At 71.9% G+C, this 22918-nt stretch carries 16 protein-coding genes; 3 read left to right on the plus strand and 13 right to left on the minus strand.

The features are described 5' to 3' along the window. The first annotated feature begins 125 nt into the window (after window positions 1-125). Entirely contained in the window at window positions 126-1436 is a 1311-nt protein-coding gene (locus HHX35_RS17815; protein WP_182899911.1) for a PhoH family protein, read from the plus strand. Between the two features lie 10 nt (window positions 1437-1446). On the opposite strand, the gene HHX35_RS17820 is transcribed toward HHX35_RS17815, so the two are convergent. Genes HHX35_RS17820 through HHX35_RS17830 form a run of 3 tightly spaced genes read right to left on the minus strand, consistent with a single transcriptional unit; the run spans window position 1447 to window position 4128 of the window. Beyond that, window positions 1447-2004 carry a hypothetical protein gene (locus HHX35_RS17820; RefSeq protein ID WP_182899912.1) on the minus strand — a complete coding sequence of 186 codons (558 nt, stop codon included), beginning with the start codon at window positions 2002-2004 and terminating at the stop codon, window positions 1447-1449. Continuing rightward, complete coding sequence (locus HHX35_RS17825; protein ID WP_182899913.1) at window positions 2001-3446, minus strand: cell wall metabolism sensor histidine kinase WalK; 1446 nt, start codon at window positions 3444-3446, stop codon at window positions 2001-2003. Before HHX35_RS17825 ends, HHX35_RS17820 begins: the two co-directional genes overlap by 4 nt. Window positions 3447-3453: 7 nt before the next feature. Then, window positions 3454-4128, minus strand: coding sequence for a response regulator transcription factor (locus tag HHX35_RS17830; protein ID WP_079315655.1), 675 nt, complete (start codon window positions 4126-4128; stop codon window positions 3454-3456). Between the two features lie 270 nt (window positions 4129-4398). Between HHX35_RS17830 and HHX35_RS17835 the strand changes: the two genes are divergently transcribed. Further along, complete coding sequence (locus HHX35_RS17835) at window positions 4399-5091, plus strand: lytic transglycosylase domain-containing protein (RefSeq protein WP_220505548.1); 693 nt, start codon at window positions 4399-4401, stop codon at window positions 5089-5091. 109 nt (window positions 5092-5200) lie between these two features. After that, window positions 5201-7165 carry a glycosyltransferase family 2 protein gene (locus HHX35_RS17840; protein WP_182899914.1) on the plus strand — a complete coding sequence of 655 codons (1965 nt, stop codon included), beginning with the start codon at window positions 5201-5203 and terminating at the stop codon, window positions 7163-7165. A 43-nt stretch (window positions 7166-7208) separates the two neighbouring features. Here HHX35_RS17840 and HHX35_RS17845 read toward each other — a convergent pair whose 3' ends face one another. The 10 genes from HHX35_RS17845 to HHX35_RS17890 form a co-directional block, all read right to left on the minus strand. Next, entirely contained in the window at window positions 7209-8228 is a 1020-nt protein-coding gene (locus tag HHX35_RS17845) for an alpha/beta fold hydrolase (protein WP_182899915.1), read from the minus strand. Continuing rightward, window positions 8225-9559 (minus strand): 3-hydroxybutyrate oligomer hydrolase family protein, encoded by a 1335-nt coding sequence (locus tag HHX35_RS17850; protein WP_182899916.1) that lies wholly within the window; start codon window positions 9557-9559, stop codon window positions 8225-8227. The genes HHX35_RS17845 and HHX35_RS17850 overlap by 4 nt, the downstream gene beginning before the upstream one ends. Further along, on the minus strand, window positions 9559-10896 hold the full coding sequence (locus HHX35_RS17855; protein WP_182899917.1) for an MFS transporter: 1338 nt from the start codon (window positions 10894-10896) through the stop codon (window positions 9559-9561). The genes HHX35_RS17850 and HHX35_RS17855 overlap by 1 nt, the downstream gene beginning before the upstream one ends. Window positions 10897-10973: 77 nt before the next feature. After that, window positions 10974-12896 (minus strand): helix-turn-helix domain-containing protein, encoded by a 1923-nt coding sequence (locus HHX35_RS17860; protein ID WP_182899918.1) that lies wholly within the window; start codon window positions 12894-12896, stop codon window positions 10974-10976. Then, a complete protein-coding gene (locus HHX35_RS17865; RefSeq protein ID WP_182899919.1) occupies window positions 12881-13654 on the minus strand; it encodes a 3-hydroxybutyrate dehydrogenase in 774 nt (257 codons plus the stop codon). Before HHX35_RS17865 ends, HHX35_RS17860 begins: the two co-directional genes overlap by 16 nt. A 67-nt stretch (window positions 13655-13721) precedes the next feature. Then, window positions 13722-15113, minus strand: coding sequence for an aspartate ammonia-lyase (locus HHX35_RS17870; RefSeq protein WP_182899920.1), 1392 nt, complete (start codon window positions 15111-15113; stop codon window positions 13722-13724). Between the two features lie 21 nt (window positions 15114-15134). Further along, window positions 15135-18023 (minus strand): NACHT domain-containing NTPase, encoded by a 2889-nt coding sequence (locus tag HHX35_RS17875; RefSeq protein ID WP_182899921.1) that lies wholly within the window; start codon window positions 18021-18023, stop codon window positions 15135-15137. Further along, window positions 18020-19459 (minus strand): serine/threonine-protein kinase, encoded by a 1440-nt coding sequence (locus tag HHX35_RS17880; protein ID WP_182899922.1) that lies wholly within the window; start codon window positions 19457-19459, stop codon window positions 18020-18022. The genes HHX35_RS17875 and HHX35_RS17880 overlap by 4 nt, the downstream gene beginning before the upstream one ends. Before the next feature lie 42 nt (window positions 19460-19501). Beyond that, window positions 19502-21013, minus strand: coding sequence for a serine/threonine-protein kinase (locus HHX35_RS17885; RefSeq protein WP_182899923.1), 1512 nt, complete (start codon window positions 21011-21013; stop codon window positions 19502-19504). A gap of 98 nt (window positions 21014-21111) precedes the next feature. Beyond that, window positions 21112-22764: a fumarate hydratase gene (locus HHX35_RS17890; protein WP_182899924.1), complete on the minus strand. Its 1653-nt coding sequence runs from the start codon at window positions 22762-22764 to the stop codon at window positions 21112-21114. Window positions 22765-22918: the final 154 nt, after the last annotated feature.

Below are 22918 nucleotides of genomic sequence, written 5' to 3' on the forward strand. Positions count from 1 at the left end.
CCGTCCTTGCGCGACCACCATGCGAGGAGGGCCGGAGCCCCGGCCTGCCTTCGCAGGTCACGGGCCCGGTCCGTTCACCACCAGTCAAGGCAGGGCGCCCACCTCAGGCGCCCGGGGGAGAACGCGTGGCAGTGTCCTCGAGCAACCCGTCCACATCCCGCACCTACGTTCTGGACACGTCCGTCCTGCTCGCCGACCCGGCGGCGATGAGCCGCTTCGCCGAGCACGAGGTCGTCGTCCCGATCGTCGTCATCACGGAACTGGAGGCCAAGCGCCACCACCCCGAGCTCGGCTACTTCGCCCGGGAGGCGCTGCGCTTCCTCGATGACCTCAGAGTGCGGTACGGACGGCTGGATGAGCCCATGCCGATCGGCGACGGGAACATCCGGGTCGAGCTGAACCATAGTGATCCGTCCTGCCTCCCGGCGGGCTTCCGCCTGGGCGACAACGACACCCGCATCCTCACCGTCGCACAGAACCTCGCGGCGGAGGGCAAGGACGTGGTGCTGGTGTCGAAGGACCTTCCGATGCGGGTCAAGGCGGCGTCCATCGGCCTCAGCGCGGAGGAGTACCGCGCCGGCATGGTGGTCGAGTCCGGCTGGACCGGCATGGCGGAGCTCCAGGTCACCACGGAGGAGATGGACGCCCTCTTCGAGGTCGGCACGGCCGACATCGACGAGGCGCGCGAGCTGCCGTGCCACACGGGCCTGCGGCTGCTGTCGAGCCGCGGCTCCGCGCTCGGCCGCGTCCTGCCGGACAAGTCGGTACGTCTGGTGAGGGGCGACCGTGAGGTCTTCGGGCTGCACGGCCGGTCGGCGGAGCAGCGGATCGCGCTCGACCTGCTGATGGACCCCGACGTCGGCATCGTCTCGATGGGCGGCCGTGCCGGCACCGGCAAGTCCGCGCTGGCGCTGTGCGCGGGCCTGGAGGCGGTGCTGGAGCGCCGCCAGCACCGCAAGATCATTGTCTTCCGCCCGCTGTACGCCGTGGGCGGCCAGGAGCTCGGCTACCTGCCCGGCTCGGAGAACGACAAGATGGGCCCGTGGGCCCAGGCGGTCTACGACACGCTGGGCGCGGTGACGTCCCCCGAGGTGATCGAGGAGGTCATCGACCGGGGCATGCTGGAGGTCCTGCCGCTGACCCACATCCGCGGCCGTTCCCTCCACGACGCCTTCGTGATCGTGGACGAGGCGCAGTCGCTGGAGCGCGGCGTGCTGCTGACCGTGCTGTCCCGCATCGGGGCCAACTCGCGGGTCGTGCTCACCCACGACATCGCCCAGCGTGACAACCTGCGGGTGGGCCGGCACGACGGCGTCGTCGCCGTGGTGGAGAAGCTCAAGGGCCACCCGCTGTTCGCCCACATCACGCTGACCAGGTCCGAGCGGTCGCCGATCGCCGCCCTGGTGACCGAGATGCTGGAGAACATCACGCTCTGATCAGATCACGTCACGGGGGGAGATGGCCGTCCTTGGGGGCCAGATCCCAGAACTCCCGGCAGGTGTGGACCTTCAGGGGGCCGTTCCTGTCGGGAGTCGCGTGAGCGATCTCCACGGCCCAGATCTCCGGGCGCAGCCGCGCCGTACAGGTGATCTGGGCCATGGCGGTCCTGGTGATCTTCCAGCCGCTCACGAACAGCCGTACGCGCAGGCTGAGGGTGTTGTCGGGGTCGTTGCGGCTGCCCGCGTCCGGGGCGTACCTAACGAGCTGCACCTGGGCCAGCGTGAGCCCGGTCAGCGCGGTGGACAGCCGGTTCGACGTCCGCCCGCTGGCCGCGAACAGCGCGTCCAGCACGTCGTTGACGTGCGGCGAGCGCGCCGCGACCCGGGTGGGCCACAGCCGGCCGTCCCGCAGCAGGTAGATCGTGACGAGGGTGGGGGTGCCGCTGATGACCGGCGCCGGACCGGCGTCGACCACCCCGGTCGGCGCGACCCCGCAGGCCGCCGGCGCCATGAGCAGCCCCGCGAGCAGGGCCGCGGCCGCGCGTCTGATCCGTCTCCTGCTCATGGTTTCGGGATCCAGACGCGGAAGAGGGTGCCGGGGTCGCAGCGCTCGGCCGTGATCGAGCCGCCGTGCAGCTCGGCGTTGGCCTTGGCGATGGCCAGGCCGAGACCGCTGCCCACGCTTCTGGCCCGGTCGGTGCCCGCCTTGTAGAAGCGGTCGAAGACGTGGGGGAGGACCTGCTCGGGGATGCCGCTCCCGTGGTCGCGCACGGTCACCTCGAGCGCTCCGTGATTCTCGCCGCCGACCGCCACCCGCGCGCTCACCACCACAGGGGGCGCACCGTGGTTGAGCGCGTTGCCGACGAGGTTGGCCACGATCACGTCGAACCTCCGGGCGTCCAGGGAGAACGTGAGCCCGACGGGCACGGTGAGCTTCACCCGGTCGGCCCAGCCCCGCACCTCCAGGCAGTCGGCCAGCGTGTCGCCCACGTCGACGGTCTCCCGGCGGAGCGTGGCGGCGCCCGCGTCGAACCGGCTGATCTCGATGAGGTGCTCGACCAGCACCCGCAGCCTGTCGATCTCGCGGACGACGATCCGCACGGCCTCCCCGGCGTCGTCCGGCAGGTCCTCGGCGTCCTCCGACAGCATGTCCGTCACCGCGGTCATCGCGGTCAGCGGCGTGCGCAGCTCGTGCGAGACGTCCGCGACGAACCGCCGCGACATCGACTCCAGCGTCCGCAGCTCTGAGACGGTGTCCTCCAGCGCCGCCGCCGTCTCGTTGAACGTCGCGGTCAGCTCCGCCAGCTCGTCCCTGCCCCGTACGGGGAGGCGGACCTGCAGCTCACCGGCGCCGAGGGCGCGGGCGGCCGCGCCCAGCCGCCGTACGGGCAGCAGCACCCGCCGGGCCGACAGCAGGGCCAGGGTCAGCGCCAGGACGAGCGTGATGCCTCCGGCCTGCGCGAGGGCGGCCCTGAGGCGGGACAGCACGGCCTCCTCCTCCGACAGCGGCACGAAGACGTAGGCCGTCAGGCCCGTCGGGCGCAGCACGCCGTCGCGGGTGGCCCGCTGGATCTGCGTGGCGACGATCAGCCACGGATGGTCCCCGAACAGCACCCTCTGGTAGACCAGCCGCCGGGCCGCCTGCCAGCGGAGCTGGTCGGGCACGTCGGTCATCGTGAACCTGGCGCCGGTGTTGGAGCGCCGGTGGTCGCCGTAGGTCACGATGACGGTCCGGTCCGGGGCCTCGAGTGCCTGCACCACCCCGCCGAGGTCCTCGTCGGTGACGGTGGTGTCGCTCGGCCAGACCACGTCGCTCGCGCCGATCGGCAGCGTGATCCTGGACAGCGTCTCGCGCACGTCGGCGACGGCACCCCGCTCCGCGCGCTCCAGGAGCCCCCGGCGGACGATCTGGTATCCCAGGCCCGCCACCATGGCGGACGCGGTGACCGCCACCAGCAGGAAGGTGATCACCAGCCGGGCCCGCAGCCCGGTGGGCACCCAGGTCATGGCGGGGTCATGGCGGGCTGAAGCGGTACCCGAAGCCGCGCACGGTGTGGATGTAGACGGGGTCGGCGGGCACCGGCTCGATCTTGGCCCTGATGCGCTGCACGCACGCGTCGACCAGCCGCGAGTCCGCCACGTGCGTGTGGTCCCAGACGGCGCGCAGGAGGTAGCGGCGGTTGAGCACCTGACCGGGATGGCGGACCAGTTCGAGCAGCAGGCGCAGCTCGGTCGGGGTGAGGTGGATCTCCTTGCCCGCGAGGCTCACCTTGAGGGCTCCGCGGTCGATCACGAGGTCGCCGAAGGTGAGGCGGTCGGGCGAGGCCGACTCGAGGCGGCGCAGAATGGCACGGATGCGGGCGTCCAGGACCCGAGGCTCGACCGGCTTGACGACGTAGTCGTCGGCGCCCGCCTCCAGCCCCACCACCACGTCGAGGTCGTCGCCCCTGGCCGTGAGCAGGATGATCGGCAGCGGATCGAGCCTGCGGATGCGGCGGCACACCTCGACCCCGTCGATGCCGGGCAGCATGACATCGAGGATGGCGATCTCGGGACGGCGGGAGCGCACGTGGTCGAGGGCCTCCTCGCCGGTGGCGTACGCGGTCACCGAGTGGCCCTGCCGGGTGAGCGCGAGCTCGAGTCCGGCACGGACCGAGGGGTCGTCTTCGACCAGGAGGATGCCTGCCACCCGGTCATTATGGTGCGGACCTCACCAATTCCCCTATTTGTCACAGTCCTGTGACCTCGCCCGCACGCCATCATCAAGAAGCGGGAGCAGGCTGGTGCCGGGCACCCATGCCTCTCCCTGTGGCGCAAAGTGTGACCAAAATCACATTATGGGGGAAAGTCCATGTGATCGGCGGTCGGGTCAAGACGTCACCAAACAGGTACCACGATTCGGTTGCGGAGCACCCCCCACCACAGGGCAAGCTCATAAGCCGTGAGCTCTGGTCAGCAGTTGAAGGATCGCCCCCGCGCCTCCCGGCCCCGGCGGGGAGCCGACGGCCGCTCCGGGTCGGGCCGGCTGACTCCCAAGCGGATCGCGATCCTCGGCGTCAGTGTGGCCGTGCTCGCGGGCGGGACGGCCTTCGTGGTCCGCACCTCGATCGAGCACGGCAACGCGCCCAAGCAGGTGCTGGGCCCGGACAGCTTCCTCGCCCTCGACCCGAACGCGCCCGACCCCGAGACCGACATCCTCAAGGAGCAGGCGGTCCAGGCGCTGCGCAAGGACAGGCTGCAGAGCACCCGCGACGACCGGAAGAAGGGTCTCGACCCGGTCGAGATCGCCCAGAAGGCCCCCGGCGGCGGCGGCTTCACCCCGGCCGACTTCCCGCCCGGCTCCACCCCGGACCCCGGCAGCAACAAGGCGCTCGGCAAGCAGATGGCCGAGGCGCGCGGCTGGGGCGGCGAGTGGGGCTGCCTGGAGAAGCTGTGGGACAGGGAGAGCCACTGGAACGAGCGGGCCATGAACCGCTACAGCGGCGCCTACGGAATCCCCCAGGCGCTGCCCGGCAGCAAGATGGCGAGCGCGGGCTCCGACTGGCAGACCAACCCAGCCACCCAGATCAAGTGGGGTCTCGGCTACATCGCCGGCCGCTACAAGACGCCCTGCGGCGCCTGGGGGCACTCCCAGTCCACCGGCTGGTACTGAGGTCTCTCCCAGTCCCAGGTCTCCCTGGTCCGCGAAACTCTGGTCAGGGTTTCTCGACCTTTCGGCAAGCCCGCGCGTAGGGCGGGGGTCGCACTGCACCCTTGGCCTCATGGGTGTGAAGGTCAGCGTGGTTATGCCCGTGTCCAACCCCGGGCTGTCGAACGACGCCTTCGGCGCGTGTGTGCGCTCGGTGCTGGAGCAGTCGCTGCCGCCGGACGAGTACGAGGTCGTCTTCGCGGACGACGGGTCGACGGACGGGACCCGCAGGCGGCTCGACGCGATCGCCGAGCAGCGCGACAACGTGCGGGTCCTGCACCTCGACCACAGCGGCTCGCCCGCGCGCGGGCGCAACGTCGGCCTGTCGGTGGCCCGCGGCGAGTACGTCTACCTGCTCGGCCAGTACGACAGGCTTGAGCCGCACGCACTGGAGCGGATGTACGACAGGGCCGTGGAGACCGACGCCGACGTGCTGATCGGCAGGCTCGCCGACCAGGGGCCGCCGCCGGCCACATTCGCCCGCGACCGGGACCGGGCCGACGTGCTGCGCGACCACCTCCTCGCGCTGCCGACGGCGCACAAGCTGTTCAGCCGCGACTTCCTGGAGACCTGCCAGCTCCGCTTCGCCGACCGGCCGCTGTCCGAGCAGGCGTTCGTGACCAGGGCGTACCTCGCCGCGAAGGTGATCGCCGTGCTGGCCGACGAGATCTGCTGCCACCTGGGCCCGGCTTCCTCCGGGACGGCGGAGGAGGAGGCGCCGGACGCCGAGGCGCTCTTCGACGGCCTCAACGCGATCTTCGATGTGGTGGACGCCTACACCGAGCCGGGCTCGCAGCGGGAGCGCATCCAGGCCCACTGGTATCGGACGCTCGGGCTGCGCCGTCTCGCGGGCGCGCGGTTCCTCGCCGCCGAGCCGGACGAGCGGATGGTCCTGTTCTCCTTCCTGCGCCGCTTCACCCTCGACCGCTTTCCCGCCTCGCTCGACGTCCACCTTCCCGCGCACCTGCGCGCCCGTACGGCGCTGCTGCGCCTGGACCGCCTCGACGCGCTGGTCGCGCTCGCCGAGGCGTCCCGGGGCACCAGGCTCAGCGCGGAGCTGCGGGAGCTGCGCTGGGACCAGGGCGTGCTGCTGCTCGACCTGAGCGTGGAGATCCTGCGGGCCGGGGGCGCTCCGCTGTGGCTGCGGCAGCGGGGCGACCGGCTGCTGTGGACTCCGCCCCCCGGGGTCGAGGGCCTGCTCGACGGCCTGCTCGACGACGAGGGCGCCGACGTGACCGACGCGGTGCGCAGGGCCCGTGTGGAGGTCTGCGTCCGCCACGTGGAGACCGGCGTGGTCCACTCCCTGCCGGTCACCTGCTCGGTGGGCCGCGCGGGCCTCGGGGACCAGGCACGCGGCGGCCAGGTGCGCGTGTGGGTGAGCGGCCAGGCCCGCCTCGACGCCGGCGCGGCCGCCATCGGACGGCCGCTGCCCGCCGGGCTGTGGGAGGTCCACGTGCGTATGCGAGGCATCCATGCGGGCCGCACCCGGGTGGCCCGCCCCGCCCTGCCGATGAGCTGCGCGGGCGCGCTCGCCGGCGAGCCCAGGCGGCTCGTCGTGCCGTGCTGGTCCGAGCGTGGCGAGCTGGGCGTCTGCGTGGAGCCGAAGTCGTTCCCCGAGTCGATCGCGCTGGTCTCGTCCCGGGCCACCGTGGCCAGGCAGGAGGGACACGTCTTCGTCGTCGTGCCCGTGCCGTACGTGCCGCCGAGCGGCGGGCCGCCGGCCGAGCTGGTGCTGCGTGAGCAGGACGGGCGCGGTCGCAGCATGGTCGTGCCCGCGCTGGTCGAGCCGGGGATACCCGGCCGGGTGGCCGGGCAGCTCGTCGCGCGGGTGCCGGTGAGCCGGATCGGCGGGGACGAGTGCCTCGGCCCGGGGTCCTGGCGGCCCGCGCTCCGGGTCGACCAGAAGGACGTGGACCTGCTGTTCGGGCTGACGGTGCGCCGCGGCGGGCAGGTGCACGTCCTGCCCGCCGGGGCGGCGCCGCAGGCCCCCTCGCTGCTGCGGCGCATCGCCGTCCGCGTCCTGCGCGAGCGCCGCTGACTTCAGATCGCGCGGGGCTGTCCGCGCCGACTAACCGCGCCGACTATCCGCGCAGGTGTGCGAGCAGCGCCGCGCGGAACTCCGCCGGCTTGTCGAGGTGCGGGCCGTGGCCGGCGCCCTCGACGACGACCTCCCGGTAGGCGCCGTAGCGGTCCAGCACGGCCCGCGTCTGGGTCACCATGGGCTGGGCGGGCGTGCCGTCCCAGCCGGGCACGGCGCCGATCGCCCCCAGGTGTGCCAGGTCGAACAGCGACGTGTCCGAGACGATCACGTCCTGGTCGCCCCTGATCCAGAGGATGGGCGGCTTCGGGGCGATCTCGTGCAGGTCGTCGATCCGGAAGTTGGTCGGCGCGATCGTGTTGAGCACGCCCCGCTTGCCGGGGGCCACGCCCGGCCAGGCGTCCGAGGGCAGGGAGTCGCCCGGGTAGTGGTCCTCGCCGATCCGGGTGGACAGCATCGACTCCACGAACGCGTCCTCCTCCTCGCCCAGGTCGGTTCCGGCGGCGACGTACGTGGCGCGCAGCACGTTCCGGGGCGAGACGGGGGAGTCGGCCGACCGGTCGCCCGCCCGGAGCGCCGCCACGAACTCGGGGTTGGCCGCGCCGCCGCCGGAGCCCACCCCGTCGGGGCCGGTGAGCACGCCGTCCGGGCCGACGGTGCCGCCGAAGCCGTACGGCGAGACGGGGTTGACCAGCGTGGCGCTGCGGACCGCCTCGGGCCGGTCGCGCATGGCCTGCATGACGACCCCGCCGCCGAGGCTCCAGCCCACGAGGTGCGCGGGCCCGATCCGGTCGAGCAGCGCGAGCAGGTCGTCGGAGTAGTCGCGCACGCCCCGGCTCGCGTCCACCGGCTCGGGGTCGGAGTCGCCGAAGCCGCGCAGGTCGAGCGCGTACGGCCGGAACCCCTCCGCCGCGATCGCGGTCATCGTCGAGCGCCAGAACGCGCTGGAGGAGACGTTGCCGTGCACGAACACCACTGAGTCACCCGCCGAGCCGGGCACGGACAGGACGTTGAGGGTCAGGCGGGGCGTGCTGACGCGCTCGGCGGATATGGGCAGGGTCATGGTGTTGCTCCCAGGGTGCAGGTGTTCTCGAGGTCGCCCGTTGCCGGGCGAGGCAGGGTGGCGTCCGGGGGCGGCGGCGTGCCCGTGCCGATCCACGCCTCCAGCGCGGTGAACGCGCTGCGGAAGCAGGGGAGCAGGGGCCGCAGGCGGTCGGGGAAGGCCGGGTAGAGGCTGTCGACGTGGTTGCCGCCCTCGACGCGGTAGTAGCGCAGCAGCCGGTCGCGGTGCCGGTCGGCGATCATCTTGGCGTAGACGTCGGAATCCTCGCGGATCGGCAGCAGCGTGTCCAGAGTGCCGTGGACGATGACCAGCGGCCGCTTGATCTTCCCGGTGAGGCTCACCCGCGCGACCGCCTGCTTCACGGCCGCGGGCCTGGAGGCGTAGTCGTAGTCGGTGTCGCAGCCGGGCGTGCCGGAGGCGCAGAACGGCGTGCCCGCCTCGGCGTCGCCGTCATAGGCGGGGTCGAACTCCTCACGGTAGAGGCGCTGGGTGAGGTCCCAGTAGTACTGGTAGTGGAACGGCCACAGGAAGTCGGACTCGGGCGCGAAGCCCGCCGCCGCGACGCCGGCCGTGTCGCCCTTCGCGTACGCGCGCAGCGCGGGCGGCAGGAACGTCAGCAGGTTGGGTCCGTCGGCGGTGAAGAGCGTGCCCTCCCAGTCGACGCCGCCGTCGAACAGGTCGGGACGGTTCTCGATCTGCCAGCGGACCAGGTAGCCGCCGTTGGACTGGCCGGCCGCGATCGTCGTGCGGGCCGGCCTGCCGTACCGCTGCCGGACGACGGCCTTGGCCGCGACCGCCAGCTCGCTGACCCGGCGGTTCCACTCGGCCACCGCGTCGCCGGGCCGTACGCCGTCGCGGTAGAAGTAGACGCCGGTGTTGCCCTTGTCGGTCGCGGCGTACGCGTAGCCCTTGGCCAGCGCCCAGTCGGAGATCGTGAAGTCGTTGGCGTACGTCTCCCGGTTGCCGGGCGACCCGGCGACGACCAGGCCGCCGTTCCAGTGCTGGGGCAGCCGGATGACGAACTGCGCGTCGTGGTTCCAGCCGTGGTTGGTGTTCCCGGTGGAGGTGTCGGGGAAGTAGCCGTCGACCTGCATGCCGGGCACGCCGCCGGGGTTCACGGCGCCGGGGGAGTTGAGGCCCGACCAGTCCGACTGGTCGGTGTGGCCGGAGGCCAGCGCGCCCTTCGTGGTGAGATCGTCGAGGCAGGCGATCACCTGCTTCTGCGCGCCCGGCACGGTCACCCCCGGGCAGGCGGCGGCCTCGGACGGGACGGCGGCGGCCAGGGGGAGGGCCAGCGCCAGGGCCGCCAGCACGACGGCACCGGCGCGCATCAGGCCTCCTTCACGATCGCGGCGGCCTGGGCGGCGCCCGAGGTCGGCTCGATGGCGGACAGGTCGCGGTCGCGGGTCTCCCTGGAGGCGATCACCGCGATGATCGTGAGGATCGCCGCCGCCACCACGTAGACGGAGATCGGCACGCTCGATCCGTACGCGTCGAGCAGGGCGACCGCGATCAGCGGGGCCACGCCGCCGGCCGCGATCGAGGCGAGCTGGTAGCCGATCGACACGCCCGAGTAACGCATCCGGGTGGCGAACAGCTCGGAGAAGAACGCCGCCTGCGGGCCGTACATCGCGCCGTGGAGCAGCAGGCCGACCGTCACCGCCAGGGTGACCAGGGCGAAGTTCTTGGTGTCGATCAGCGGGAAGAACGCGAAGGCCCACAGGCCGACGCCGACGGCGCCGAGAAGGTAGACGGGCCTGCGGCCGATCCGGTCCGACAGCGCGCCCCACAGCGGGATCGTGACGAAGTGGAACGCCGAGCCGATCAGCACGGCGTTGAGCACGGTTCCCTTGGGCAGGCCCGCCGCCGTCGTGCCGTACACGAGGACGAACGCGGTGATCACGTAGTAGGAGACGTTCTCCGCCATGCGGGCGCCCATCGCCACCAGGACGTCGCGCCAGTGATGGCGCAGCACGCCGGCGATGGGGGCCTTCGGAGCGGGCTCCTGCCGGTCCAGCGCCTCCTGGAACACCGGCGACTCGGTGACCGTCAGCCTGATCCACAGGCCGATCAGCACGAGCACGCCGGACAGCAGGAACGCGATGCGCCAGCCCCAGGCGAGGAAGGCGTCGTCGGGCTGCACCGCGGCCAGCAGCGCCAGCACCCCGGTGGCGATCAGGTTGCCGCCGGGAGCGCCGGCCTGCGGCCAGGACGCCCAGAAGCCGCGGTTGCGGGGGTCGCCGTGTTCGGAGACCAGCAGCACCGCGCCGCCCCACTCGCCGCCGAGGGCGAAACCCTGCACCAGGCGGAGCAAGGTCAGCAGCAGGGGCGCGCCGGCGCCGAGCGCGGCGTACGTCGGCAGGCAGCCGATGAGGAACGTCGCCCCGCCCATCATGAGCAGGCTGATGACCAGCAGCCGTTTGCGGCCGAGCCGGTCGCCGTAGTGGCCGAAGACCAGCCCGCCGAGGGGCCGGGCGACGAAGCCGACGGCGTAGGTGAGGAACGCCAGCAGTGTGCCGGTCAGCTCGTCCTCGGTGGGGAAGAACAGCTTGTTGAATACCAGGGCGGCGGCCGAGCCGTACAGGAAGAAGTCGTACCACTCGATGGTGGTGCCGATCAGGCTGGCCCCGACGACCTTTCCGATCCGGGCAGGTGGGGTGTTTGCCATGGGAACTCCTCCGATGGGGGGTTCCGCACACGGTATGCAGTGACCGAGGTCACTCCTATGGGGCGCCGCCACACACCTCAGGCGTCCGGCATGTGGGTGCGCAGCCGGTGCAGCCGCAGGGCGAGCTGGATCTCCAGGGCGCGCTCGGGCTCCTGCCAGTCCTCGCCGAGCAACTGCCCCACCCGGTCGAGCCGCTGGGTCACCGTGTTGACGTGGATGTGCAGGGCCTCGGCCGTACGCGACAGCGAGCCGCCCGTGCCGAAGTAGGAGCTCAGCGTCTTGACCAGGGCGGTTCCCCGGCGCGCGTCGTAGTCGAGCACCGGCCCGAGCGCGCCGGACAGGAAGCCGGACACCTCGCGCCGCTCGCCCACGAGCAGGCCGACGAAGCCCAGCTCCTCGGCGCTCGCGCCGTCACCCGTACGGCCGAGGGCCACCAGCGCACCCGCACAGCGAAGGGCCTCCTGGTAGGCGGACGCCACCGCCGTCACCGGCCCGGAGGCCGGCGCGGCCCCCGCCGTGGCCGGGCGGCCGAGCGAGGCGCTCAGCTCGGCCGCGACGCGCCGGGCCAGCGCGCCGGGCCGGTCGCCGGGCAGCAGCAGCACGACCTCGTCGCCCCGGGCGGTGGCCAGCCCGTGCGCCAGCGTCGCCTGCGACGACGCCCAGAAGGCGCCGCGCTCCCGCTGGCCGTCGTGCCGCGCCACGACCAGCACGTGCGGCGCGTCGAGGTCGACGCCGAGCCGCCGCGCCCGGTCGCCCAGCCCGCGCAGCTCGGGGCGGGAGACCAGGTCGTCGAGCAGTTCACCGCGCACCCGTCCCTCCGCCTCGGCCACGCTGCGGCGGAACAGCAGCAGCAGCGCGGTGACGATCGCGGCGCGCTCCAGGATCCGCTGGTCGGTGTCGGACACCGGGTGGTCGGTCCGCAGGACCAGCGTGCACAGCGGCGCCGCCCCGACGTCCACCGACGCGACGTACGCGTCGCCCCGCTTCACCGTGCGGCCCAGCGCCCGCGAGGACTGGGCGGCGTCGAAGACACCCGTGTCCAGGTCGCCGGACTCGCCCACGAGGGGGCGGCCCTCGTCGTCCAGCACGGTCAGGCGGCCGCCCAGCACCTCGGTGACGACCGCGGCGACGTCCTCGACCCCGCCGCCGCGCAACACGAGGCCGGTCATCCGGTCGTGCGCGTCGGCGGCCCGCTCGATCGACTCGCTGTGCGCCCTGATCAGCGTGTTCGCCTCGCTCAGCTCGGCCAGCGCGGCCCGGGTCTCCTGCAGCAGCCGGGCGGTGTCGATGGCCACGGCGGCGTGCGCCGCCAGCGAGCACAGCAGCGCCACCTCCTCCTGCACGAACGGCCTGGCGCTGCGGTTGGCCGCGAACAGCACGCCGATGACCTGCGTGCCGAGCCGCAGCGGCACCCCGAGGATCGCCACCAGGCCCTCCTCGTGGACGGCCACGTCGATCGTGTTCGTGTGCCGGAACCTGGGGTCGGCGAAGTAGTCCGCCGTGTTGTACGGCGTGCCGCTCTGCGCGACCAGCCCGCCCAGCCCGGCGCCCATGGGCAGCCGCAGCCGCCGGAAGCTGGCCGAGATCGACCCGTCGGTCACCCGCATGTAGGTGTCGCCGCGCTCGGGGTCGTTCAGCGTCATGTACGCGATGTCGGTCGCGAGCAGCTGCCTGGCCCGGTGCACGATGGCCTCGAGCACCGCGTCGAGGTCGCGCAGCCCGGCCAGGTCGCTGGCGGTGTCGAACAGCGCCGACAGCTCCGCCTCGCGCTTGGCCCGCCGGCGCAGCACGGCCCGAACCTGCAGCGCCGCGACCTTGGCCCGCTCCAGCTCCTCCAGCGTCGCGGAGTCGGCCCCGGCGGCCCTGGCCTGCAGGATCGGGCCCTCGAACTCGACCGCCGACGCCTCCCGGGCGAGCAGGTCGAGGTAGGCGTAGGCGCCGTCCGTGTTTCTGGGGGCCGCCGTGTTCTTGGGAGCCGGAGTGGTCAGCGCGCGCTCCATCCTCCGTCGATGGGGATCGAGACGCCGGTGACGAACGATCCCTGGGGGCCGCACAGGTAGGCGACCATTTCGGCCACCTCGTCCGGCTCGATCAGCCGCTTGATCGCCGCGGGGGCGAGCATGATCTGCTCCACCACCTCGTCCTCGCTGATCCCGTGGGTGCGCGCCTGGTCGGCGATCTGGTTCTCCACCAGCGGCGTCCGCACGTACGCGGGATTGACGCAGTTGGAGGTCACGCCGTGCGGCGCCCCTTCGAGGGCGATCACCTTCGACAGGCCCTCCAGCGCGTGCTTGGCCGTCACGTAGGCCGCCTTGAACGGCGAGGCGCGCAGGCCGTGCACCGAGGAGATGTTGACGACGCGGCCCCAGCCGCGCTCGTACATCCCGGGCAGCACGTCCCGCACGAGCAGGAACGGCGCCTCGACCATCACCCGCATGATCTTGCTGAAGATCTCGGGCGGGAACTCCTCGATCGGGGCCACGTGCTGGAAGCCCGCGTTGTTCACGACGATGTCGGCCCGGAGGTGGGTGGCCGGCGAGGGCGGGAGCTGACCCCGCCAGGCCACCAGGAACTCCGGATCGGACAGGTCGACGGCCACCGGCGTGCCGCCGATCTCGGCCGCCACCTTGCCCGCGGCCTCGGCGTTGATGTCGGCGACGACGACGTGCGCGCCCTCGGCGGCCAGGCGCCGGGCACACGCCCGTCCGATGCCGCTCCCCGCGCCGGTGACGAGGGCCGTACGCCCTTCAAGGCTCATGCTGCCTCACGATAGGAACCACGCTCTTCCGGGCACATGGCGGCCGGCGACATAGATGCCCGCCTTCCTATGTGGGGCTGGTCATGGACAGCACGTCCAGCGCCTGGTCGAGCTGCTCCTCGGTCAGCGCGCCGCTCGCCACGTGACCGCGCTCGATGACGACCTCCCGGATCGTCTTGCGCTCCTTCAGCGCCTGCTTGGCGATCTTCGCGGCCTCCTCGTACCCCACATATCGGTTGAGCGGTGTGACGATCGAGGGCGACGACTCGGCGTACTCGCGCAGGCGCTCCACGTTGGCGGTGATCCCGCCGACGCACCGGTCGGCGAGCAGCCGCGACACGTTGGCCAGCAGCCGGATCGACTCCAGCACGTTGCGGGCCATCACCGGCAGCATCACGTTGAGCTCGAACGATCCCGAGGCCCCGGCCATCGTGATCGCGGCGTCGTTGCCCACGACCTGCGCGGCCACCATCGTGACGGCCTCCGGAATCACCGGGTTGACCTTCCCCGGCATGATCGACGAGCCCGGCTGCAGGTCGGGCAGGTTGATCTCGGCCAGCCCGGCGCGCGGGCCCGACCCCATCCAGCGCAGGTCGTTGGCGATCTTGTTGAGCGAGACGGCGATCACCTTGAGCATGCCCGACAGCTCGACCAGGCCGTCACGCGCGCCCTGCGCCTCGAAGTGGTCCCTGGCCTCGGTGAACGGCAGGCCGGTCGTCCGGCTCAGCTCGGCGATCACGGCCTGTGCCCAGCCGGGACCCGGCACGTTCACGCCGGTGCCCACGGCCGTGCCGCCCAGTGGCAGCTCGGCCAGGCGCGGCAGCGCCGCCTGAAGCCGTTCGAGCGCCAGCTCGATCTGGGTGGAGTAGCCGCCGAACTCCTGGCCGAGCGTGACCGGCGTCGCGTCCATCAGGTGGGTGCGGCCCGACTTCACCACGTCGGCGAACTCGGTCGCCTTCTCCTCCAGCGCGGTCGCCAGGTGCTCCAGCGCGGGCGTCAGCTCGTGCACCACGGCGTACGTCGCCGCGATGTGGATGGAGGACGGGAAGACGTCGTTGGACGACTGGGCGGCGTTGACGTGGTCGTTGGGGTGGACGGCCCGGCCGAGCCGCTCCTGCGCCAGCGTGGCGACCACCTCGTTCATGTTCATGTTCGACGAGGTGCCTGAGCCGGTCTGGAAGACGTCCACAGGGAACTGGTCGTCCCAGCGTCCCCCGGCGACCTCCTCGGCCGCCTCCTGGACGGCCTGCGCCATGTCCTTGTCGATGACGCCGTACTCGGCGTTGACCTTGGCACAGGCGGCCTTGATGCGGGCGAGCGCCGCGATGTGCGCCGGCTCGAGCCCCCGGCCGGACACCGGGAAGTTCTCCACCGCCCGCTGCGTCTGGGCCCGCCACTTGGCACGGGCGGGCACCCGGACCTCGCCCATGGAGTCGTGCTCGATGCGGAATTCGTCCATGCCTCAGTCCTTCGGCTCTTCCTACGGCACGTTCCTGCCCGGATCCGCGTCTTCTGAACGGTCGGTCTCGACCACCGCGTCGGGCAGCTCAGAGCCCGTCACCCTGCGAAAGGCCGCCGCGACTCTTGCGGGATCGTTCCGGTACTCATCACGCAGGTCTGCCGTGATCGCCTCGATCGTCTCCCGCATTCCCCTGGTGATCCGCCACGCGTCGGCCAGGTGCTCCACCGCTTCTTCGCTGTAGCTGAAGAGTTGGGCGGCGGAGCGGAGATCCGCGGCCATGATCGCCGGCTCGGCGGCCCTGGCCAGCCCGTCGAGTTCCCGATCGCCGCGAAAATGCACCATGTCGAGTGTGTGCGGGCTCGGCGGGGTCCCCTCCTCATCCCAACCGGGTTCGAAGCCGCCTACTCGCCGGTAGCCGCCGTCGCCGATGTACCGGACGATCAGATCGCGGTTGCCATGCTGGGATATCCGCTCGACATGGAAATGCCGGACCAGGCTCTCGAAGGCCTTTCCGCTCAGGCGCGCGTACCAGAGAGACGTCAGGTGAGGCCAGGAGCGGACGGGATGTCCGTCGCCGGGGAACAGCCGGCCGGCGGTGATTCCGCCGGCGACGAGGGAGGCGAGGATGACCAGGTTGGCCGTGTAGTAGGCGCACCGGGTGACGAACGTGTTCCTCCCGGGCCGGTAGTCGGCGTAGCTCTGGTCGGTCCGGGTCTCGGCGCCGTGCAGCAGCCGGACGAGCAGGTCCGTTGCGGGCTCACGGTCGAGGGCGGGCAGCAGGTCGCGGAGGAACTCCACGGTCGGCTGCCGCTCGGTCAGCAGTGAGAACGACAGCAGCGCGTGGAGGAGCCCGTCGTCCGGCTGCGGGGGAGCGAAGAACGGGTCGGCCGCGGCCGCCGTCTCGCGGGCGACCATGCCGCGCAGGACATCGCGCGTCATCCGCGCGACGAGGTACTCGCCGAAGGTGGCGTGCAGGAACTCGTAGGTCTGGAGTTTGGCGCCGTCCCTTTCCGCGGACGCCTGATGGACGAAGAAGAACTTCCCGATCACCCGGTCGGCTCGGGAGAGGGGCGCCTGGAAGCTCGTGGTCTGGGCCGCCCGGGCCGGGAGCAGCGCGGTCAGGTCTCTGTTGAGGCTCTTGGTCGTGACCCACTGCCTGCCGCGGTTGAACATCGCGAACGCCGCCACGGCCAGGGTGCGCAACTCCAGCTCCACGGCCTGCGCCGCCGCCGTCTCCGGCAGCCCCGGCTGGTGCTTGTCCACCTCACGGCGGGCGAAGCGGGTCAGCAGCCGCTCGTACAGCTCGGCCTGGCCGAGCCCGGTCTCGCCGCGCCGCAGGGCGTTGGCGTCGGCGTCGTACAGCGCGAGCATCAGCAGCAGCAGCGGCTGCGACGCCAGGTCGCCGTGCGCCAGCGCCGTCTCCGGCGGCAGCGGTTGCAGGCCGTGCGCGGTGAAGTAGTCCTGGTTCGCGGCGTTCCACACCGCCAGCCAGCGGCGGACCTGCTCCGCGCTGAAGGGTTCGAGCCGGATCGTCAGGCACCCCGGCGGGAAGCGCATCCGGTCGGCGACGGCCGTGCGTGTGGTCACGAGCACGACCGCCGGGCGGCCCAGCTCCGCCTCCCGGCGCTGGAAGTCGGCCACCCGGCTCAGATAGTCGGACCGGTGGACGCCCGTGGCCTGGAGCAGCTCGTCCAGCCCGTCCAGCATGATCACCGGCAGCGCGTCGTCCGCCGAGCGCGTCAGCTCGGGCCAGCTGACGTGCTCACCGGTGGTCTCCCGCACCGCGGCCTCGATCTGCTCCTGGATCGTCCCGTCGGCGGGCACCTCCCGCAGCGGCACGCGCACCGGGAGATAATCGCCCGCCGGGAGGCGACCGGCCAGGACCTTGGTGAGCACGGACTTCCCGGCACCGGGCTGGCCCAGCACGACCAGCGGCATCCTGGTGGCCTCGGGCGAAGTGAAGTGGCGGGCCAGGAAGCCTGTGATGTCGTCGCTCGGCTCCCTCTGGTCCCACCATGATTCGGCGCTGGGATCGTCCTGCACTCCGTACTCGGCCGGCCGGAAGCGCGGGTTCACGTACGCCTCGACGAGGGTGGGCATGCGCATACCCGGGGGGACCTCTCCGGACTGCGCGATCGGCCGATCGAGGACGGCCCGATGGGCGCGCGACAGCGTGTGCCGGTGCTCCGGCGTCCTGGTGCGGGCGGCGATCTCGGTGAGCAGCCTCTCCAGCTCGCCGAGGCCCGTGGTCACGTGCCTCCGCTCGATCGCGTCGCGCCACAGTGCGAACTCGGGGATGTCCGAAGCCAGCCGCCGGTGGAGTTCCTCGTATCTCCGGCAGGCGGCCTCGGGCAGTTCCCGCTCGATCGCCGTCCTGGCGCGTGCCCATTCGGTCGCGTCCAGCCGGTCGCGGACCGCCAGCCCCGAGATGAACCTGGTCAGCGCCGACGCGAGCCCGTGGTGGTAGGCCTCGATCGAGTCGAGCATGTCCGCGTAGGAGCGATCGGCCCGGAAACCGGCAGGCGCGATCCTCATCAACGTGTCGACGATCGATCCCGGTCGTGGGCCGGCTCCCGCCAGCATTCCCTCCTCGGCCCCGGTGAGGCGGAGTTCCTTCGGATCGAACGGCAGGCGCAGCTCGTCGAGGGCCTCGAAGAACGCCACGACGACGAGGACGGCCTGGGCCGCCTCCAGCCGGGCCGTACGGTCATACCGGTTCAGGCCCGTCACCCGGTCGCGAAGCACGCCGGTCGCCTCGCCCGCAAGCCGTACGGCCTCGTCCTTGATGTCGAACAGGGACAACACCGGTACGGCATCGATCAGAGTGCCGGTGAGGGCCTTCACGACCTTGCTCTCCTGTCCGAGCAGGCGGACGGCATCGGCGTAGCTGATCCCTTTACGAATCATTTGGCGAAGATGAAGACGCCCAGGAGGATCAGCGCGAGGACGCCGACGAGCACGATTCCCATCGTCACGAGCACCCGGGCCTGCGTCTTGGCGTCCGGGCCGGTGGGTCCTTGCATTGTGAACAGGTCCGTGCCCAGGCTGGGCGGCCTCCCCGGGACGGGCGGGCCGGCGGGAGGCCCCGGCATGACGGGCGCGGGACGGTTCCCGGCGACGGGGCCGGGGGGCGGGGGCGCCGCCGGTCCCCGGCCGGGCAGCCTGCCGGGCACCGTGGTGCTGTGCCTGTCGGCGGCCTCGGGGACGTGCTCGGGCTCGCCCGGGGCACCGTTCCGGGAGCCGCCCGGGGGCGGGGAGGGGAGGCGGAGGCCGCCTGCGGGGCGGGGGACGACCATGGTGCGGTTCGCGTCGTCCTCGTCGTCTCCGGTCATGTTCCCTCCGGGGGGTCGGGCGGCCGCCCCAGTGGCGGCCCCAGTGGCGGTCGGGGTGCCGCCGCGAGACTCCGCGACGTGGGACCGGTCGGCCGAGCCGTTACCGTCGGGGCGCGCCTTCGCATCACCCGGGGGAGCCGGGGCGGGCGTGGGTGGCGGTGCCGGGGGCACCGCGGGAATGGTGCCCGTGGGGGTGTCGGCGATCAGGCGCAGCATCGCGGCGGCGCGCTCCGGTGTGAGGCGCGCGGTGTGGTCTTTCACCAGCAGCCCGTCCAGGACCGGCCGCAGCGGCCCGGCCTGGGCGGGCGGGTCGGCCTCCTCCGTCATCAACGCGGCCAGCGTCTCGCCGACGGTCGAGCGCTCATAGGCCGGTCGTCCCTCGACGGCGAAGTACAGCGTCGCGCCGAGCGACCACAGGTCGGACTCGGGGCCGGTGTAATCGCCCCGGGCCCGCTCCGGCGCGGTGTATCCCGGCGAGCCGATCACCATGCCGGTCTGGGTGAGCGCGTGGTCGCCCAGCGCCTTGGCGATGCCGAAGTCGGTCAGCACCACTCTGCCGGTCTCGGTCAGCAGCACGTTCGCCGGTTTGACGTCGCGGTGCAGGATGTCCTGGGCGTGGGCCGCCCGCAGCGCGCCGAGCAGGTCGTAGCCGATCTCCGCGACCAGACGCGGCGGCAGCGGCCCCTCCTCGTCGATCACCTGTTCCAGCGAGCGGCCCTCGACGAGCTCCATGATGATCCACGGGATGCCGTCGGACACGATCACATCGTGGATGGTGGCGACGGAGGGATGGCTGACGCGCGCCGCCATGCGGCCCTCGCGCATCATGCGTTCGCGCAGCTCCTGCCGTTGCCGTGGGCTGAGCGAGGGGTCCTGGCGAATCTCCTTGACCGCGATCTCCCGGCCCAGTGACCGGTCGTACGCCCGCCAGACGGTGCCCATGGTGCCCCGGCCGATGCGGGTGCGCAGCTCGTAGCGGTCGGCGAGCGGCCGAGGGTGCTGTTCCGGCATATCTAGAAAGATAGCGATTCCACCTTGGAAATCGCTTTCTGGTTACTTGATGAAGATTCTCGGCCAATACCGGCGCGGGAGCAGGATCTTGATCATCTTTGCCACGTGCCGCATCATGGGGATGCGTACGACGTGGTGGAGGGCGGGCTCCGGCGGTTTGCGGTGCAGGCCCTCGCTCGGCCGCCGCCGCTGGGACGGCACGGCCGGCGTCTCCCGCGAGTAGCCGAAGTCGCGTGGATAGCCGCGGTGGTGGCCGGACTGCCCCGGCTGCCCCGACTGCTGGTGCGGGCCGCTGAAAGAGCCGCTGTATGGGCCACTGTGTGGGCCACTGTGCGGGCCGCTGTGCCGCAGCTGACCGCTCTGGCTGAACTGTCCATACTGTCCGGACTGCCCGTGCGGGCCGTATAGGTCGTACCGACCCGAGGTGTACAGGTCGTATCGCCCGGAGGTGTACGGGTCATACGGATGGGGCTGGGCGTACTCCCCCGGCCGGTGCGGCTGGCCGTAGTCCCCGGGCCGGTGCGGCTGGCCGTACGACCCCTGCTGGCGGTGGGGCCCGGAGTCGCGGTCGCGCGGGGTCACCTTGGGCGTGGGCCGCGAGTCGGCCCGGTGCTGTCCCCGCTGGCCGCGCTGCGGCGGCTTGCGGGGTTCGGGAGCGGTGGGCTGCGGGGCGGTGGGCGGCGGCGTGGGCCGGCCGGCCCGCAACGGGGACGCGAACGGGTCCTCGGCGGCACCTCCGGCCGCGATCCTGGACAGCGCGTGGGCCGCGCGGACGCCGTCGAGCCTGGCCGCGGGGTCGATCTGGAGCAGGCCGCGAAGGACCGGGGCGAGCGGCCCCGCCTTGTCCATGGGGATCGGAGCGCCGCTGGTCAGCGCCGCGAGCGCGGCCGCCGCCGTACGGCGGCCGTGCAGGCCGCGGCCCTCGACGGCGGTGTAGAGGGTGGCCCCCAGCGACCACAGGTCGGCCGCCGGGCTCGCCTTGTCGCCGAGGACGCGTTCGGGGGCGATGTACCCGGCGGAGCCGAGGACGATCCCGGCCTGGGTGATGGAGGCGTCGCCCTCCAGTGCGGCCAGCCCGAAGTCGGTCAGCACCGCCCGATCGTCGTCGGTCACCAGCACGTTGCTGGGCTTCACGTCCCGGTGCAGGATGCCCTTGGCATGGACGGCGCGCAGCGCGCCGAGCACCTGCCTGCCGATGTCGGCCACCCGGCGCGGCGGCAGCGGGCCCTCCTGGCGGATGAGCTCCTCCAGCGACCGCGCCCTGAGCAGCTCCATCACGATCCAGGGGCGGTCGTCCTCGGTGATGACGTCGAAGACCGTGATGACCGAGGGGTGGGCGACCATGGCGGTCGCCCGGCCCTCGCGTTCGGTGCGCGCGCACAGCTCCGCCCGCAGGTCCTCGTCGAGGACCAGGGGGAGCCGCACCTCCTTGACAGCCACCTCGCGGTCGAGCAGCTCGTCACGCGCGCGCCACACAGTGCCCATCCCGCCGCGCCCGACCGGCTCGATCAGCCGATAGCGCGCGGCTAACAGGTATCCGGACGGCGCACGCATGGGTGGCAGCTTACCGATTTGTGTAGTGCGACCTGTAGAGACCATGCCGGGAAATTGTTGAGATCTTCTGTCAAAGATCCTGACAACCTCCCTGTAGATCACCGCCGCCCGATGGTAAGGACGGGACCGGTCGTGTCGGCGAAGAAGTCGTCGCCCTTGTCATCGACGACGATGAAGGCCGGGAAGTCCACGACCTCGATCTTCCAGACCGCCTCCATGCCCAGCTCCGGATATTCCAGGACCTCCACCTTCTTGATGCAGTCCTGGGCCAGCCGGGCGGCCGGGCCGCCGATCGAACCGAGGTAGAAGCCGCCGTGCTGCCGGCACGCCTCGGTGACCTGCTTCGACCGGTTGCCCTTGGCCAGCATCACCATCGAGCCGCCCGCCGCCTGGAAGCGCTCGACGTACGAGTCCATCCGCCCGGCGGTGGTGGGGCCGAAGGAGCCGGACGCGTAGCCCTCGGGGGTCTTGGCGGGGCCGGCGTAGTAGACGGCGTGGTCCTTCATGTACTGCGGCATGTCCTCGCCGGCGTCGAGCCGTTCGGCGATCTTCGCGTGGGCGATGTCGCGGGCCACGACGAGGGGACCGGTGAGCGACAGCCGGGTCTTCACCGGATATTTGCTCAGCTCGGCGAGGATCTCCGGCATCGGGCGGTTGAGGTCGACGCTGACCACGTCGCCGCCGAGGTGCTCGTCGGTGGTGTCGGGCAGGAAGCGGGCGGGGTCGGTCTCCAGCTGCTCGAGGAAGACGCCCTCCGGTGTGATCTTCGCCAGCGCCTGCCGGTCCGCGCTGCAGCTCACCGCGATGGCGACCGGGCAGGACGCGCCGTGCCTGGGCAGCCGGATGACGCGCACGTCGTGGCAGAAGTACTTGCCGCCGAACTGCGCGCCGATGCCCAGCTTCTGGGTCAGCTCGAAGACCTTCTTCTCCATCTCCAGGTCGCGGAAGCCGTGCCCGCTCGGCGAGCCCTCGGTGGGGATGGAGTCGAGGTAGCGGGCCGAGGCGTACTTCGCCGTCTTCAGGGCGTACTCCGCGCTGGTGCCGCCCACGACGATCGCCAGGTGGTACGGCGGGCAGGCGGCGGTGCCGAGAGAGCGGATCTTCTCCTCCAGGAAGGCGAGCATGCGCTTCTCGTTCAGCACCGCCTTGGTCTCCTGGTAGAGGAACGACTTGTTGGCCGAGCCGCCGCCCTTCGCCATGAACAGGAACTTGTACTCGTCCGGGTGGCCGTTCGGGTCCTCGGCGTACAGCTCGATCTGGGCCGGCAGGTTGGAGCCGGTGTTCTTCTCGTCCCACATCGTCAGCGGCGCCATCTGCGAGTAGCGCAGGTTGAGCCTGGTGTAGGCGTCGTAGACGCCCCGGCTGAGGTGCTCGGCGTCGCGCCCGTCGGTCAGCACGTGCCGGCCGCGCTTGCCCATGACGATCGCGGTGCCGGTGTCCTGGCACATCGGCAGCACGCCGCCGGCCGAGATGCTCGCGTTCTTGAGCAGGTCGAGGGCGACGAAGCGGTCGTTGCCGCTCGACTCGGGGTCATCGACGATCTTGCGGAGCTGGGCCAGGTGGGATGCCCGCAGGTAGTGCGAGATGTCGTGGATCGCGGTCTCGGTGAGCAGCCGCAGGGCCTCCGGCTCGACCTCCAGGAACCTGCGCCCGGCGGCCTCGGTGACCCGCACCCCCTCGCTGGTGATCAGGCGGTACTCCGTCTCGTCCGGTCCAAGCGGGAGCAGGTCGGTGTAGTCGAACTCCGGCATCGTCCTCGGTTCCTCGTGGTCTGCCCGGTGGGGCGCGCCCGCCGTGCGGACCGCCCATGGTCTTTGCACAGCGTACGGCGCGCGGGCGGCGGTCATCATGTCCGGGCTATGAGTAGGTTTTGAAGAACTTCATACTGAATATTCGACCACAAAG

The organism is Microbispora sp. H10830, assembly GCF_014161375.1.
Taxonomy (GTDB): Bacteria; Actinomycetota; Actinomycetes; order Streptosporangiales; family Streptosporangiaceae; genus Microbispora; species Microbispora catharanthi.